The organism is Achromobacter sp. UBA5777 (assembly GCF_002418565.1).
GTDB classification, from domain to species: domain Bacteria; phylum Pseudomonadota; class Gammaproteobacteria; order Burkholderiales; family Burkholderiaceae_B; genus Achromobacter; species Achromobacter animicus.
Map to the genome: position 1 here is coordinate 1 of NZ_DIEJ01000116.1, position 16,569 is coordinate 16,569.

Annotated in this window: 13 protein-coding genes and 2 riboswitches; of the genes, 4 read left to right on the forward strand and 9 right to left on the reverse strand. The window is 66.4% G+C overall.

Features of this window, described 5'->3' with window-relative positions:
* The 3 genes from B3446_RS08650 to B3446_RS08660 all read left to right on the forward strand — a co-directional run.
* A partial coding sequence (locus tag B3446_RS08650; RefSeq protein ID WP_291379823.1) for an amidase occupies positions 1-947 on the forward strand: 947 nt, incomplete at its 5' end.
* A gap of 29 nt (positions 948-976) precedes the next feature.
* Positions 977-2,452, forward strand: coding sequence for a M81 family metallopeptidase (locus B3446_RS08655; RefSeq protein WP_291379825.1), 1,476 nt, complete (start codon positions 977-979; stop codon positions 2,450-2,452).
* A gap of 229 nt (positions 2,453-2,681) precedes the next feature.
* On the forward strand, positions 2,682-4,637 hold the full coding sequence (locus B3446_RS08660) for a DUF945 family protein (protein WP_291379827.1): 1,956 nt from the start codon (positions 2,682-2,684) through the stop codon (positions 4,635-4,637).
* A 127-nt stretch (positions 4,638-4,764) separates the two neighbouring features.
* On the opposite strand, the gene gcvP is transcribed toward B3446_RS08660, so the two are convergent.
* The 8 genes from gcvP to B3446_RS08700 form a co-directional block, all read right to left on the reverse strand.
* A complete protein-coding gene (gene gcvP, locus B3446_RS08665) occupies positions 4,765-7,638 on the reverse strand; it encodes an aminomethyl-transferring glycine dehydrogenase (RefSeq protein ID WP_291379830.1) in 2,874 nt (957 codons plus the stop codon).
* Positions 7,639-7,730: 92 nt separating this feature from the next.
* The gene (gcvH, locus tag B3446_RS08670) at positions 7,731-8,108 is read right to left on the reverse strand and encodes a glycine cleavage system protein GcvH (protein WP_056559057.1); all 378 of its coding nucleotides are present in this window, start codon (positions 8,106-8,108) and stop codon (positions 7,731-7,733) included.
* A 98-nt stretch (positions 8,109-8,206) separates the two neighbouring features.
* The gene (gene gcvT, locus B3446_RS08675) at positions 8,207-9,307 is read right to left on the reverse strand and encodes a glycine cleavage system aminomethyltransferase GcvT (protein ID WP_291379833.1); all 1,101 of its coding nucleotides are present in this window, start codon (positions 9,305-9,307) and stop codon (positions 8,207-8,209) included.
* A gap of 86 nt (positions 9,308-9,393) precedes the next feature.
* Positions 9,394-9,516: riboswitch (glycine riboswitch) on the reverse strand.
* 46 nt (positions 9,517-9,562) lie between these two features.
* A riboswitch (glycine riboswitch) is annotated at positions 9,563-9,664 on the reverse strand.
* Between the two features lie 65 nt (positions 9,665-9,729).
* Positions 9,730-10,623: a ZIP family metal transporter gene (locus B3446_RS08680; protein WP_105240605.1), complete on the reverse strand. Its 894-nt coding sequence runs from the start codon at positions 10,621-10,623 to the stop codon at positions 9,730-9,732.
* A gap of 32 nt (positions 10,624-10,655) precedes the next feature.
* Positions 10,656-11,270: a superoxide dismutase gene (locus B3446_RS08685; RefSeq protein WP_291379836.1), complete on the reverse strand. Its 615-nt coding sequence runs from the start codon at positions 11,268-11,270 to the stop codon at positions 10,656-10,658.
* A 193-nt stretch (positions 11,271-11,463) separates the two neighbouring features.
* Entirely contained in the window at positions 11,464-12,666 is a 1,203-nt protein-coding gene (locus tag B3446_RS08690; RefSeq protein ID WP_291379839.1) for an NAD(P)/FAD-dependent oxidoreductase, read from the reverse strand.
* Between the two features lie 23 nt (positions 12,667-12,689).
* Positions 12,690-14,951: an arginine/lysine/ornithine decarboxylase gene (locus B3446_RS08695; RefSeq protein WP_056325225.1), complete on the reverse strand. Its 2,262-nt coding sequence runs from the start codon at positions 14,949-14,951 to the stop codon at positions 12,690-12,692.
* A gap of 176 nt (positions 14,952-15,127) precedes the next feature.
* Complete coding sequence (locus tag B3446_RS08700; RefSeq protein ID WP_105240608.1) at positions 15,128-15,580, reverse strand: hypothetical protein; 453 nt, start codon at positions 15,578-15,580, stop codon at positions 15,128-15,130.
* Between the two features lie 107 nt (positions 15,581-15,687).
* Between B3446_RS08700 and B3446_RS08705 the strand changes: the two genes are divergently transcribed.
* Positions 15,688-16,206 carry a GNAT family N-acetyltransferase gene (locus B3446_RS08705; protein ID WP_191578002.1) on the forward strand — a complete coding sequence of 173 codons (519 nt, stop codon included), beginning with the start codon at positions 15,688-15,690 and terminating at the stop codon, positions 16,204-16,206.
* 9 nt (positions 16,207-16,215) lie between these two features.
* Here the strand turns inward: B3446_RS08705 and B3446_RS08710 are convergent.
* On the reverse strand, positions 16,216-16,569 hold a 354-nt coding region (locus B3446_RS08710), incomplete at its 5' end, for a GGDEF domain-containing protein (protein WP_291379843.1).

Genomic DNA, 16,569 nt, shown 5'->3' on the forward strand with positions numbered 1-16,569 from the left:
ACCCCGGCGGCTCCAGCGCGGGCGCCGGCGCCGCCGCAGCAGCCGGTTATGGCCCGCTGCACATCGGCACCGACATCGGCGGCTCGGTCCGCCTGCCGGCCGCCTGGTGCGGCATCGCCACGCTCAAGCCCAGCCTGGGCCGCATCCCCATCGATCCGCCCTTCATGGGCCGCTGCGCCGGTCCCATGACGCGCACCATCACCGATACGGCGCTCATGATGGGCGTGCTGTCCCAGCCCGACGCACGCGATCACATGAGCCTGCCTTTCCAGGAGATCGACTGGCTGAACCTGGAACAGGACGTGCGCGGCCTGCGCATCGGCCTGTTGCTGGACGCGGGCTGCGGGCTACCGCTGGATCCCGAGACGCGCGATGCCGTCGAAGCCGCGGCGCGCGCCTTCGAGGCCGCCGGCGCCATCGTCACGCCGATGCAACCGTGGATGACGCCCGGCATGCTGGACGGCGTGGACCGCTTCTGGCGCACCCGCTCGGCCATCGACCTGGGCGCGCTGTCCGAGGAACGCCGCGCGAAGATCCTGCCCTTCATCCGCGCCTGGGCCGAAAGCGGCGGCGGGCATAGCGGCGAGGACGTCTTCCGCAGCTACTACGAAACGTTGAACGTGCGGGCGCGCACCGTCGCGGCCTGCGCGCCGTACGACTACGTGCTGTCGCCGGTCGCGCCCGTCGTGGCCTACAACGCCGAATGGCCCTCGCCCACGAACGAGGTCGCCACGACGATGCACCACATCGGGTTCACGCTGCCCTTCAACATGAGCGAGCAACCCGCGGCCTCGGTCAATTGCGGCTACACGAAGGCAGGCCTGCCCATCGGCCTGCAGATCGCGGGCGCGCGCTTTGACGATCTGGGCGTGCTGCGCGTGGCGCGCGCCTGGGAACGGATGCGCCCCGCGCAGCGCCCGTGGCCCCAGCCGCCCGCGGCACACTGACTTTCCACGGCAACCCACAGGAATTCCCCATGCGTTGGCTTCTGGCAATGATCAAGCACGAGACGAACACGTTTTCGCCCGTGCCCACCCCTCTTGAACGTTTCTTTCGCGGCAGTCCCGAGATCCTGGCCGGCGATCGCGCCATCAAGGCCTACGAAAACACCGACAGCGGCCTGGGCGGCTACATCGAGGTCGCCCGCCGCGAGGGCGCCGAGATCGTGCTGCCGGTGGCGGCCGAGTCCTGGCCCAGCGGCCCCACCAGCGCGCAGACGCACGAACGCCTGTGCACGCTGATCCTGGACGAGGTCAAGCGCGGCGGGTTTGACGCCATTCTGCTGGACCTGCACGGCGCGATGGTTGCCGAAGGCGTGGAAGACGCCGAGGGCGACCTGCTGCGCCGCCTGCGCGAGATCGATCCCAAGACGCCCGTTGCCGTGACGCTGGACATGCACGCCAACATCTATGACGACATCGTGCGCAACGCGACGGTCATCAGCGGGTTTCACACCTATCCGCACGTGGATATCCGCGATGCGGGCGTGCGCGCCGCGAACGTCATCGTCCGCACGCTCAAGGGCGAAATCAAGCCGGTGATGACCTGGGCCAACAAGCCCATGCTGCCGCACATCATGTGCCAGGGCACGCACGCCGCGCCCAACAAGCCGCTGCAGGAACGGTGCAAGGAGCTTGAAGCCAGCGGCGTGCTGGCGGCGTCCGTCTTCGTCGGCTTTCCCCATGCGGACATTCGCGAAGCGGGCCTGAGCGCCGTGGTCTGTACAGACGGCAATCTGGCCGCCGCCGAACAGCATCGCGACGAATTGCTGGACCGCGCGTGGCAGGGCCGCGCCGACTGGGTCTTCCATTCGGAACCGCTGGCCCCCACGATCGCGCGCGCCAAGACCATCGAACAAGGCCCCGTCGTGCTGCTGGACCACTACGACAACACGGGCTCGGGCGGCACGATGGACACGACGGCCGTGCTGGCCGAAGTGCTGCGCCAGGAACTGGACAACGTGGTCTTCTACGCCATCTGCGATCCGGCGGCAGCGAAGGAAGCCGCCGCCGCGGGCGTGGGCAACACCATCACGCTCAAGCTGGGCGGCAAGCTGCCCATGCCGGCGATCAAGCAGCCCAGCGAACCGCTCGACGTCACCGGCCGCGTCAAACTGGTGTTCGACGGCGTCTATCTGAACCGCGGCCCGATGTATCGCGGCGTGCGCAACGACACCGGCCTGACGGTGGTCATCGACACCGGCCGCGTGGAGATCGTGGTGGTCTCGCGCCACCAGGAACCCTTCGACATCAACTGCCTGCTGTCGGCCGGCATCGACCCGCTGCAAAAACGGTATGTCGTTCTCAAAAGCCGCATCCACTGGCGCGCGGGCTTCTCGGACATGGCGACCGAGATCATCGAATGCACGGGCGTGGGCGTCACGACGTCCGACTACAGCCAGGTCGAGTTCAAGCACGTGCGGCGACCGATCTACCCGCTTGATCCGCTCTGAGACCAGGCGTTTTGTCGACAAAGGCCGGCGCCTCGGGCGCCGGCTTTCATTTTGAAATCTTCGGTAACTGCGCGCGCGTTCAGCGGGACACGCGTCTCGGTATACTCCGCCGCGGGCCTGACAGGCCGATGAACACGCGTATCCAGGACGGTTCCGCTGCGCGCGGACGAGCGTGGCGCCGTAGGCCGCTGCCGGATATGACTCGACAATCAACGATATAAGCAGAACGATGAAAAAGAGCGTAGCGATCACCCTGGGCGTGGTCATAGTGGGAGCGGGAAGCTGGGTCGGGGCCACGTGGTACACCGGCAAGCGCATCGAAGAAGACGCGCAGCGTCATCTGGCACAGGCCAACGAAAAGCTCGCCAAGATCACGCCGCTGTTCGGCCTGCGCATCGATCAGCTCAACTACGAGCGCGGCCTGTTCTCGACGCAGGCGCGTTATGGCGTGTCGCTGGTCAAGAACGACAAGGGCCTGGACGACCTGCCCGCGGGCATGATCGAGTTCGACGCAAACATCGAGCACGGCCCCTTCCCCAAGAGCGCCCTGTCCCGCGGCGCCATTGCGCCCAAGCTCGCGTTCATCCACACCGAGATCGCCAAGACGGACAACATCAAGCCCGTCTTCGAACTGACCAAGGACGTCTCGCCGCTGATGGGCGACGCCATCGTCAGCTACAGCGGCAACGCCACGTCCAGCGCCGCGATCGCGCCGGTCGTCATCACGCATGAGGGCACTGCGCTCGACTTCAGCGGCATGCGGATGGAAGGCACCTTCGACCGCGCCACGCAGGCCGTCACCGCGCACGGCGTGATGGACACGCTGTCGGTGGATGGCAGCAAGAGCCACGCCCCCGTGAAGATGACCATCGCCGGCCTGACCATGGACGTTGACAGCCGCATGGGCAAGTTCGGCATCTCGATGGGCAATTCGGACCTGAAGATCAAGCGCGTGGACGTGTTGCGTCCCACCGACGACATGAAGGTCGGGCTGGACAACTTCAGCTACGGCGTGAAGCTGTCCGAAGACGACAAGTCCATCAACGTGCAGGCCGCCTACCAGACGGGCGACCTCACCGTGAACGACGTAGTGCTGGGCAATGGCCAGGCCGTGATCAAGCTGGCCCGGCTGGACGGCCAGGCCGTCAAGCAACTGTCGGACACCTACAACCAGCTCATGCGCCAATACATGCTGGGCGCCAGCGACGAAGGTCTGAAGGACGAGCAGTTTGACGTCCTGCTGGACAACGCCGGCAAGCTGCTGGCGGGCAACCCGTCGTTCAGCATCGATCCGCTGAGCTGGAAGACGGCCAAGGGCGAAAGCAAGCTGACCTTCACGCTGGACCTGGCCAATCCGGCCAACGCCAAGGATCTGACCCCGCAGGAAATCGCGGTGCAGGCGATCAAGAAGATCGACGCCTCGCTGGTGATCTCCAAGCCGATGGTGCAGGACCTGATGGTGCAGTACGCCATGAAGAAGGAAGGCCTGACCGCCGAGAAGGCCGCGGCCGACGCCGACGAGAGCATCCGCCAGATGGCCGGCATGGCCGAAATGATGAACGTCGGCAAGAACGACGGCGACAACATCGTCGGCAAGTTCACGTTCGCCGATGGTATGGGCGACCTGAACGGCCAGAAGATTCCCGCCGAGGAACTGTTCAGCGGCCTCTTGGGCGCGACCGGCATGAATGACCTGGACGACGACGACGAGCTGTCCGGCATCGGCATGGACCCGGACGCCGAACCCGTCGCTCCGGCAGCGGTTGCCGGCGTGATGCAGGACTTCAACCTGGACGACGTCGCCAACATGCTGGACGACATGGGCTACACCGTCACCCGCAGCGACGGCACCGACGGCCCCGTGCTGGTCCTGAACCCGGGCACCACCGGCGCCACCGACCTGCGCCTGGAATTCCTGTGCAATGACTTCACGGAAAAGTGCCTGGACCTGGTCGCGACCGCCACGTACGCCACCAAGAAGCCGATGACGCTCAAGGCCATCAACGCCTGGAACCAGGAATACCGCTGGAGCCGCGCCTACCTCGATGAAAAGAATCAGGCCGTGCTGCAGATGGACATGAACGCCGAAGGCGGTCTGGGCAAGGACAACCTGCAGATCCTGCTCAACACGTTCATCAGCATCGCGGAAGACTTCGGCGCCGCCGCCAAGGCGCCTGCGAAGTAATGCCCGGCCGGCCTCGCGCCGGCCCCAAGCAAAAGCCCCCGCCTGTGAAGGCCGGGGGCTTTTTTTCGCCCTGATCGCGGGGATCGGGCAGTGTGCGTCCGGCTACGGCCGGACGCATTCACGTGCCTTACGCGTACGCCTCGATCGGCAGGCAGGCGCAGACCAGGTTGCGGTCGCCGTAGGCGTTGTCCACGCGGGCGACCGGCGGCCAGTACTTGGCGTCGCGCAGCGTTTCCACCGGGTAGGCGGCCTGCTGGCGCGGGTAGTCGTGCAGCCATTCTTCGGCCAGCAGCATCTGCGCGGTGTGGGGAGCGTTCTTCAGGACGTTGTCGTCACGGTCGCGTTCGCCGCGTTCGACCTGGGCGATTTCTTCGCGGATGGCGATCATCGCGTCGATGAAGCGGTCCAGCTCGGCCACGCCTTCGGATTCCGTCGGTTCGACCATCAGCGTGCCGGCGACCGGAAAGCTCATGGTGGGCGCGTGGAAGCCGTAGTCCATCAGGCGCTTGGCGATGTCTTCGGCGCTGATGCCGCTGGTTTCCTTGAGCGGACGCACGTCCAGGATGCACTCGTGCGCCACGCGGCCGTTGCGGCCCGCGTACAGGACCTCGTAGTGGCCGCGCAGGCGGGTCGCGATGTAGTTGGCGTTCAGGATGGCGACTTCGGTGGCGCGGCGCAGGCCGTCCGCGCCCATCAGTGCGATGTACACGAACGGGATCGGCAGGATGCCGGCCGAGCCGAACGGCGCGGCCGAGACCGGGCCGACCTTGGCCTCGCCGGGCAGCTTGCCCTGCTCGTTCACCACGCCCGGCAGATAGGGCGCCAGGTGCGAGCGCACCGCCACGGGACCCACGCCGGGTCCGCCGCCGCCGTGCGGGATGCAGAAGGTCTTGTGCAGGTTCAGGTGCGACACGTCCGAGCCGAACTTGCCCGGCTTGGCCACACCGACCATGGCGTTCATGTTGGCGCCGTCCAGATACACCTGGCCGCCGGCCTGGTGGACCAGATCGCAGATTTCGGTGACGGCTTCTTCAAACACGCCGTGCGTCGACGGGTACGTGATCATCAGCGCGGCCAGTTTGTCGCCGACCTGTTCGATCTTGGCGCGCAGGTCCGCGAGGTCCACGTTGCCGTTGGCGTCCGACGCCACGACCACCACGTCCATGCCGGCGAGCTGCGCCGAGGCGGGGTTGGTGCCGTGGGCGGAAGACGGGATCAGGCAGATGTTGCGCTGGTGCTGGCCGTTGGCCTGGTGATAGCCGCGAATGGCGAGCAGGCCCGCGTATTCACCCTGCGCGCCCGAGTTGGGCTGCAGGCTGATGTTGTCGTAGCCGGTGATTTCGCACAGCGCGGCGGACAGACGGTCGATCAGTTCCGCGTAGCCCTGGCTTTGCGAGGCCGGTGCGAACGGGTGGATCAGCGCGAATTCGGGCCAGGTGATGGGGATCATCTCGGCCGTGGCGTTCAGCTTCATGGTGCACGAACCCAGCGGGATCATCGTGCGGTCCAGCGCCAGATCCTTGTCGGCCAGCTTGCGCAGGTAGCGCAGCATGTCGGTTTCGGACTGGATGCTGGAGAAGATGGGGTGCTTCAGGATCGCGCTTTCGCGGGCAACCGAGGCGGGAATGCCGCCGGGGGCCGCGGCGTCCAGCGCGTCGATGTCCAGTTCGACGTCATCGCGCTCAAGACCGGCGGCAAAGACGTTGACCAGCGCTTGCAGGTCGGCCACGGTGACGGTCTCGTCCAGCGAGATGGCCAGGCGGGCGCCGTCGACGCGGCGCAGGTTGATGTGCGCGCAGTCGGCGGCCGTCAGGATGGCGGGCGTCGCGGCGCCGGTTTCCAGCAACAGCGTATCGAAAAACGTGTCGTTGGCGACCTTGACGTCCAGCTTGATGAGCTCGGCGCGCAGGATGGCGGTGGCGCGCTGCACGCGCTCGGCGATGCGGCGGATGCCGGCCGGGCCGTGCCACACCGCGTACATGCCGGCCATCACGGCCAGCAGCACCTGCGCCGTGCAGATGTTGGAAGTGGCCTTCTCGCGGCGGATGTGCTGTTCACGCGTCTGCAGCGCCAGGCGCAGCGCGGGATTGCCTTGCGCGTCCTTGGACACGCCGACCAGGCGGCCGGCCATGTTGCGCTTGAATGCGTCCTTGCAGGCCATGAAGCCGGCGTGCGGGCCGCCGAAGCCGAACGGCACACCAAAGCGCTGGGCCGAACCGACGGCGATGTCGGCGCCCCACTCGCCCGGCGCGGCCAGCACGGCCAGCGCCAGCAGATCGGTCGCGCACGCGACCACGGCGCCTTGCGCGTGGGCGGCTTCGGCCAGCTTGCGGTAGTCGGACACCGAACCCGTGCTGTGCGGGTACTGCAGCAGCACGCCAAAGCACTCGGGCAGGCCTTCGGCTTCGTCGCCGATGCGGATCTCGATGTCCAGGCCCTCGGCGCGCGTGCGCACGACTTCGATGGTCTGCGGATGCACGTGGCGCGAAATGAAGAACACCGGGCTCTTGGACTTGGCGCTGCGGCGCGCAAGCGTCATCGCTTCGGCGGCGGCGGTGCTTTCGTCAAGCAGCGAGGCGTTGGAGATGTCCAGGCCGGTCAGGTCGGCGACCATCGTCTGGTAGTTCAGCAGGGCTTCCAGGCGGCCCTGCGAAATCTCGGGCTGATAAGGCGTGTAGGCCGTGTACCAGGCGGGATTTTCAAGAATGTTGCGCAACACCACGTTGGGCGTCTGCGTGCCGTAGTACCCCTGCCCGATGTAGCTGCGGTAGACCTTGTTGCGGCCCGCGACCTGCTTCAGTTCAGCCAGCACGTCGGCTTCGCTGCGCGACGCGGGCAGCGCCAGCGGCTCCTTACTGCGGATCTTGGGGGGCACGACTTCTTCGATCAGGGCGTCCAGGCTGTCGCTGCCGATCACGGCAAGCATGGCGGCCTGGTCGGCGTCGGAGGGGCCGATGTGGCGGGGGATGAAGTCGGTATGGGTGTCTAGGGCGCGCGACATGGGGGATCTCGGGGGTAGCGGGTGTCGTCCTGCGAACGGACGGTATTGCGTCTGGCGAGGGAGGCGGCGCCGCCGCTCCCCCGCGTGCGGCATCAGCCGTTGGCGACGGCTTCGTAGCCGGCGGCGTCCAGCAGCTTGTCGGCGTCGGCGGCGTTGTCCGGCTTGATCTTGAAGATCCAGGCGGTGAAGGCCGATTCGTTGATCAGGTTGGGGTTGCTTTCCAGCTCTTCGTTGAAGGCAACGATTTCGCCGGACACGGGCGCGTAGATGTCCGAGGCGGCCTTGACCGACTCGACCACGCCGGCGGTTTCGCCCGCGCTCAGCTTGGCGCCGACGTTCACGTCGCCAACGAAGACCAGATCGCCCAGTTGCTCCTGGGCGGTGTCGGTGATGCCGACGACGAACACGTCGCCCTCGGCTTTGACCCATTCATGGGACTCGGTGTACTTGCGATCGGTGGGCAGACTCATGGGAACTCCTGAGGGAATGCGGGTAGATGAATGGTGTTGCGCGCCTCGCGCGGGCGGCCGTTGCCCGGACCGGGCCGGTGCACGCGCGCGGTTCGAGTTTACGAGTGTTCGACGGCTTTGCCGTTACGCACGAAAGGCAGCTTGCACGCCACGGCGGGCACCCACTTGCCGCGGATGTCGACCTCGACCGTATCGCCCGCGACCACGCCTTGCGGCAGGCGGGCGAAGCCGATCGACACGCCCAGCGTCGGCGACATGGTGCCGCTGGTGAGTTCGCCCATGCCTTGCGGGGTGCGCACGGCCATGTGCGCGCGCATGACGCCGCGTTCCTGCAGCTTCAGGCCGATGAAAGTGGCGGGCTTGGCGAATTGCTCGATCGCGTCGCGGCCGATGAAGCGGCGCTCGGCGTTCTTGCCGGACACGGTCCAGGTCAGGCCGGCTTCGCCGGGGTGGGTCAGTTCGTCCATGTCCTGGCCGTACAGGTTCATGCCGGCTTCCAGACGCAGCGTGTCGCGCGCGCCCAGGCCTGCCGGACGCACGCCCTGGGCGATCAGGTCGCGCCACAGTTGCACGACTTCAGCAGCGGGCAGGACGATTTCGAAACCGTCTTCGCCGGTGTAGCCCGTGCGGGCGACCAGCGTGTCGTCGTCCACGCGGGCGGCGACGAAGGGGGTCAGCGGTTCGCTGGCGGCTTGCCAGGCCGGGCGGGCGGCCCAGACCTTGGCGCGGGCGTTGGGGCCCTGCACGGCCACCATGGCCAGATCGCGGCGCGGGGCGATGGTCACGTCGAACGCGCCGGCCTGCTTGACGCGCTGCATCCAGGCCACGTCCTTGTCGGCCGTGCCGGCGTTGACCACCACGCGCCATTCGTCGGCAGCGAAGAAATAGATGATGAGGTCGTCGATGACGCCGCCCTGCGGGTTCAACATGCAGCTGTAGAGCGCCTTGCCCGGGACCGTCAGCTTGGCGACGTCGTTGGCGACCAGGCGCTGCAGGAAGGCGAAGGCATCGGGGCCCGTCACGTCGACGTTGAGCATGTGCGAGACGTCGAACATGCCGGCGTCCTGGCGCACGGCGTGGTGCTCTTCAAGCTGCGATCCGTAGGCCAGCGGCATGTCCCAGCCGCCGAAATCGACCATGCGGGCGCCGGCGGCGATGTGTTCTTCGGCGAGCGGGGTGCGTTTGAGGGATGCGGACATGCGGGGGAACTCCGGGACGGCAGCGATGCCAGGGTTACGGAATGCCGCTGGTTGCGGACGGACGGCGCCCGCGCAACGGCTGAATCTTCCGCCCCTCTGTCCTTTTGCCTGAGAGTTGCCCCGCGTGGCGGGTTTGCACCTTCGGCGCCTGGGCTGCTCGCAGTGTCCCCGTTTAGGGCGCGGTGCCAGGTCTCTCCAGAGTGCTGTTTTGCCACGTCTGCGCAGCCGGCAATTGGCGGCAAATGCGGGACGGGACAAGCCTGCGCGGTATCGGTTACCTGAGCGATTCTGGGCGAATTGCGCCTTCGGCGGCGGCCGGGCTTGATGCCTTCGGCCACTCTCTCCCGCAGCATGCGTGACAGCGCCGAAAGCATACAACGAAAGCCCGGGGTAAGCCTAGGCCTGTCGCACGCCCGGTGGCGCTATCCCAGCGCGGTATCCAGCAGCATCATCAGCACGAAACCGATCATCAGGCCGCAGGTGGCGTAGACCTCGTGCCCCTTGCGGTGCGATTCCGGGATGATCTCGTGACTGATGACGAACAGCATGGCGCCCGCGGCAAAGCCCAGGCCCCATGGCAAGAGCGGCGCCGACCAGCCGACCACGGCGGCGCCCAGCACGGCGCCCACGGGCTCGATCAGCCCCGACAGCATGCCCAATGCCACGGCAAACGTGCGCTTGTAGCCGGCCGCCAGCAGGGCCACGGCCACGACCAGCCCCTCGGGAATGTCCTGGATCGCGATGCCGGTGGCCAGCGCCGTGCCGCGCACGGGGTCGCCGGCCGCATAGCCCACGCCGATCGCCAGGCCCTCGGGCAGGTTGTGCAGCATGATCGCGAACACGAACAGCCAGGTGCGGCGCAGGCGGTGCGCCTCCATCCCTTCCCTGCCCTTGATGAAATGCTCGTGCGGCAGGATCCGGTCCATCAGCAGCAGCACGGCCGCCCCCAACAGCAGAGCGGCGCCGACCGTCAGGCCAGCGCCCCAGGGGCCGTACCCCAATTCCTCACCCGCCGCGATGCCCGGGGCGACCAGCGAAAACGCGCTGGCGGCCAGCATGACGCCGGCGCCAAAGCCGAACATGCTGTCCTGCGCCTTCTGCGGAATGGTGCGGGCAAAGAGAATGGGCAGGGTGCCAAGCGCGGTGGCAGCGGCCGCGACAAGACCGCCCAGCAGCGCGTCGGCCACGTGCGGCGCCCGCACGTCCAGGTAAACCCAGAGCTGGTACAGGGCCAGGCAGGACACCATCACGGCCAGCGTCCAGACGCTGATGCTGGTGGCCGCCGGCCGCACGCGATGACGGCTGAAGGTATTCATATGCGGCTGCGCTCCTTTTGGGGGAGATGCGCTCAGCCCTTTGCCGCAGCGTAGCGGCGCGAGACCTCGGGCCAGTTCACCACGTTGTAGAAAGCGCCGATGTACTCCGGCCGGCGGTTCTGGTACTTCAGATAATAAGCGTGTTCCCAGACATCCAGGCCCAGGATCGGCGTATTGCCGTCCATCAGCGGGCTGTCCTGGTTGGCGCTGCTCTCGACCACCAGCTTACCGGCCGGGGTCACGCTCAGCCAGGCCCAACCGCTGCCGAAGCGCGTCAGCGCCGCCTTGGTGAAGGCTTCCTTGAAGGCGGGCAGACCGCCCAGCTCGGTGTCGATGGCCGCCGCCAGCGCGCCATCGGGCTCGCCGCCGCCCTGCGGCGACATGACGGACCAGAACAGACTGTGATTGGCGTGGCCGCCGCCGTGGTTGCGCACCGCGCCGCGCACGGCTTCCGGCAATTCCTTGATGCGCGCGACCAGCGCTTCCACGGGTTCATCCGTGGCGATGCCGGCGCCTTCCAGCGCGGTGTTCAGGCCGGTGACATAGGTTTGGTGATGCTTGGTGTAGTGGATCTCCATCGTCATTGCGTCGATGTGAGGTTCCAGCGCGTCATAGGCGTACGGCAGGGGCGGAAGGGTGTAGGCCATGCGAGTCTCCGGCTGATCCGTCCCTCGCGGAACGGTTTTGATAAAGATCAAAACATAAATGATATGTATTTTTATTTAATATCACAATGCCAGAATGGCGGAAAGCCGCGTTGGCGGCCACGCAGGTGCCTTCGGAAAATTTCAGAATTTGGGGTGAAAGCGTCCAGCGCGTAACCAGCGCGCCTGCCCGCAGTTACAGCGCCTGGCCGCAGGCGACCCCCGAGGCCCACGCCCACTGGAAGTTGTAGCCGCCGAGCCAGCCGGTCACGTCAACGGCCTCGCCGATGAAATACAGGCCCGGCGCGGCCTTGGCCTGCATGGACTTCTGGTCCAGACCGCGCGTGTCCACACCGCCGCGCATGACTTCAGCCTTTTTGTAGCCCGCCGTGCCGCTGGGCACGAGCGTCCATTGATGGATGTCCTGCGCCAGCCCGCGCAGCGTCTTGTCCGGCGCGTCGGCCAGACGTAGCGCGGCCAGGCCCGGCTTGCCGCCCTGCTCGGCCAGTTGCAGCCAGCGGTCGGCCAGCCGTTTGGGCCATAGGCCGCCCAGCACCGTGTGCAGCTGCTGGCGGTTGCCGGACTTCGACGCCAGCAGTTCCTGCGCCAGATCGCGCCCCGGCGCCAGGTCGATCACGATGGGCTCGCCCGGCTTCCAGTAGCTGGAAATCTGCAGAATCGCGGGCCCCGACAGTCCGCGGTGCGTGAACAGCAGGTCTTCCAGGAATTCACCGCGCGCCTTGCCCTGCCCCGTTTGCAGGTTCACTTCCAGCGCCACGCCGGACAGCTCGGACAGCGGCTGCCACTGCGTCGGGTCGAAGGTCAGCGGGACGAGCGCGGGGCGCGGCTCGACGACCTTCAGTCCGAACTGGCGGGCGATTTTCAGGCCGAAATCGGTGGCGCCCAATTGCGGAATGGCCATGCCGCCAGTCGCGATGACCAGCTTGGCGGCCCGGATGCCCCCCTGGCTGGTGCGCAGCTCGAAACCTTCGGCCCCGTGCGCGACTTCGGCCACCGAACAGCCCATGCGCCATTGCACATTGCCCGCGTCGCACTCGGCGCGCAGCATGTCGATGATGTTTTCGCTGGAGTCGTCGCAGAACAGCTGGCCGCGATGCTTTTCGTGCCAGGCGATGCGGTGGCGCTTCATGAGCGCCAGAAAGTCCTGCGGCGTGTAGGCCGACAGCGCCGACCGGCAGAAATGGGGATTTTCAGACAGGAAATTGGCGGGTCCGGCCCCGATGTTCGTGAAGTTGCAGCGCCCGCCGCCGGAGATGCGGATCTTCTCGGCCAGGCGCTGCGCGTGGTCGACCAGCACCACGCGCAGGCCGCGCTGACCCGCGACCGCCGCGCACATCATGCCCGCGGCGCCCGCACCAAGCACTGCAACATCGAACATCAAGATTTCCGGCCCGCCCGTGCTTACTCTTCGATCAGGCAGTCAACGTAGTAACGCTTTTCGCCGTCCGGACCCACTTCGTCGGCCAGGCCGTGGATGTAGGTTTCGAAGCCGGGGAAGCGTTCGTTGAACTCGCGCGCGAATTGCAGGTACTGCACGATGGTGCGGTTGAAGCGTTCGCCCGGGATCAGCAGCGGAATGCCCGGGGGGTACGGCGTCAGCAGCACGCCCGTGACGCGGCCTTCCAGCTTGTCGATGTCGACGCGCTCGACCTCGCGGTGCGCCATGCGGGCAAAGGCGTCCGACGGCTTCAGCGCCGGCACCATGTCGCTCAGGTACATCTCGGTCGTCAGGCGGGCGACGTCGCGCTCGCGGTAGGCTTCGTGGATCTGCTGGCAGAGGTCACGCAGGCCCATGCGCTCGTAGCGCCGATGGTCGCGGCAGAACTCCGGCAGGATGCGCCACAGCGGCTGGTTGCGGTCGTAGTCGTCCTTGAACTGCTGCAGCGCAGTCAAGAGCGTGTTCCAGCGGCCCTTGGTGATGCCGATGGTGAACAGGATGAAGAACGAGTACAGCCCGGTCTTTTCGACCACCACGCCGTGCTCGGTCAGGTACTTGGAGACCAGCGCGGCGGGAATGCCGGTTTCGCCGAAGCTGCCCGACATGTCCAGCCCCGGCGTAATGACCGTGGCCTTGATGGGGTCCAGCATGTTGAAGCCTTCGGCCATTTCGCCGAAGCCGTGCCAGTGGTCGTTGGCTTCGAGGATCCATTCGTCGCGGTTGCCGATGCCTTCGGACACCAGGCGGTTCGGGCCCCAGACCTTGAACCACCAATCGTTCTTGCCGAACTCGGATTCCACCTTGCGCATGGCGCGGCGGAAGTCCAGGGCTTCGCGGATGCTTTCCTCGACCAGCGCGGTGCCGCCCGGGGGCTCCATCATGGCCGCGGCCACGTCGCAGGACGCGATGATCGCGTACTGCGGCGACGTGGACGTGTGCATCAGATACGCCTCGTTGAAGACGTTGCGGTCCAGTTTGCGGGTCTCGGATTCCTGCACGATGATCTGCGAGGCCTGCGAAATGCCGGCCAGCAGCTTGTGCGTGGAGTGCGTGGCAAACACCATGGCGTCCTGGCTGCGCGGGCGGTCCTGGCCGATGGCGTGCATGTCCTGGTAGAACTCGTGGAACGACGCGTGCGGCAGCCAGGCTTCGTCAAAGTGCAGCGTGTCGACATAGCTGCCGAGCTGCTGCTTGATCATTTCGACGTTGTAGATGACGCCATCGTACGTGCTCTGCGTCAGCGTCAGGATGCGCGGATTCTTGTTCACCGCTTCGCGCGCGAAGGGGTTGGCTTCGATCTTCTTGCGGATGTTGTCCGGGTGGAATTCTTCGAGCGGGATCGGCCCGATGATGCCCAGGTGGTTGCGCGTGGGGCGCAGGAACACCGGAATCGCGCCCGTCATCGTGATGGCGTGCAGGATCGACTTGTGACAGTTGCGGTCCACCACCACGACGTCGCCCGCGGCGACGTTGGCGTGCCAGACGACCTTGTTCGAGGTCGACGTGCCGTTGGTCACGAAGAAGCAATGGTCCGCGTGGAAGATGCGCGCGGCATTCAGTTCGGATTCGGCGACCGGGCCGGTGTGGTCCAGCAGCTGGCCCAGTTCGTCCACGGCGTTGCAGACGTCGGCGCGCAGCATGTTCTCGCCGAAGAACTGGTGGAACATCTGGCCGACCGGGCTCTTCAGGAACGCCACGCCGCCCGAGTGCCCCGGGCAGTGCCACGAATACGAACCGTCCTGCGCGTACTTCACCAGTTCACGGAAGAACGGCGGCGGCAGGCTGTCGACGTAGCTGCGGGCTTCGCGAATGATGTGGCGCGCCACGAACTCCGGCGTGTCCTCGAACATGTGGATGAAGCCGTGCAGCTCGCGCAGGATGTCGTTCGGAATGTGTTCCGACGTGCGCGTTTCGCCGTACAGATAGATGGGAATGTCCGCGTTGCGAAAGCGCAGCTCGCCAATGAAGGCGCGCAGGTTCTTGATTGCGCTGGCCACGTCCTCGGGCGAGTCCACGTCGAACTCTTCATCGTCGATCGACAGGATGAAGGCGCTGGCGCGGCTCTGCTGCTGCGCGAACGAACTCAGATCGCCGTAACTGGTTACCCCTATCACCTCGACGCCCTCAGCCTCGATTGCTGCGGACAAGGCACGGATACCCAAACCGGACGCGTTCTCGGAACGGTAGTCCTCGTCGATGATGAAGATGGGGAAGCGGAATTTCATGCAGGCGCTCCTGGGGGCATGGCGGATCGGACGCGTATCGCGGCGCGAATGTACTGCGAGTAAAAAACCGTCTGATGACAGACGGCACGAGCACCCGCCGGCCGGCGGGAATTGCGGAATTGTAGGGCTGTTTTTCTTACAGCCCTAAGGGAAATCCCCAGAAGCGCCAGATCGGCCTACCGGATGGTCTGCGCTTCGCCCGTCTGCAGGGCTGTCATGAAGAGTTCAAAGTAGGCGGGGATGGCCTCGGCGGCCCCGTAACGAATGCGCCGCTCGACCTTGGCGATGGCGCCAAAGCACACTTCGGACCCGGGTTCTCCGCAGACGAGGACCACGGGATCTTCGTCGTCGCAGACCTCGTACAGCCCGCCATGCGCGCGGCGGCCGACCTCGTAAAGATAGGCGGCAGCACCGACGGTTTGCATGGGGGTCAGAGGCAGTGTGCCCAGATGGGCGGCCTCCAGTGCGTCATCCAGCGCATGGACGCTGGACGGCGAGTAGTCCAGCACGGCGCCGGTTGGACCGGCCGCCTCCACGAAGTCCTGCGCTGCACCCGCGACACGGGCCACGAATTCTTCCTGGACTTCGTGGCGCGTCGCATCCTGGTTTGTCTTGAGGAAACCGAACATCAGTGGCTCCTTGTTGAAAACCGCAAGCGGCGTTGGGGCCATTATAGGCAAGCCCATCCCCCTATACTCCCCAAACGTTACCTAATCCCAACACTCTCAAAGCCGCCATGAACGAGCCTGTCGTCCGACGACTGATCGCTGCCGACGCCGCGCCCCTGCGGCAATTGCGTTTGAATGCCCTGGTCGAAACGCCCGAGTCCTTTGGATCGAGTTACGAAGAGGAACACACGCTGACATTGGCGGACATCCGCGAATGGATTTCCCCGGCCAACGATGGCGCGATGTTTGGCGTGTTTCTCGGCGAGGTGATGGCTGGCATCGTCGGCGTGGGGCGCCAGCGCAAGCTGAAGGTGCGGCACAAGGCGCACATCTGGAGCATGTACGTCGCACCCGCCGAGCGCGGCCGGGGATTGGGCCGGCTGCTGATGCACGCGGCGATCGACCATGCGCGCACCATGCGCGGCATCCGGCAGGTGCAGCTGAGCGTCACCGCCAACAACGTCGCGGCGTCCGCGCTTTACGCCAGCCTGGGGTTCACCGTGTATGGCCACGAGCGCGAGGCGCTGTGCGTCAACGGCAAGCTGTACGACGAAGCGCTCATGGCGATGCCGCTGGCCGACCGGTAGGCGCTGGCGTCAGGCAGCGCCCGCGCGGCGGCGCGCGCCGAAGGCACACACCTGATTGCGACCGCCGTCCTTGGCCTTGTAGAGCGCCTGGTCGGCGGCCTTGATGACGGCGTCCGGGGCGCGCAAGGCATCGCTGCGTTCCGCCACCCCGATGCTGACCGTCACGCGCAAGGGCCGGGCGCCGCGCCCTCCCCGTCCGCCGCGGCGGCGCTGGCCGATCTGGTCCGCCTTGGGACGCGCCGGCTTGTCGCGCAGGCGCATCTGATAGGCCTCGATGGCGCGCCGCACCGTTTCCAGGTGCGGCATGGCCTCGGCCGCGGTCTTGCCGGGAAACACCAGCGTGAATTCCTCGCCGCCGTAGCG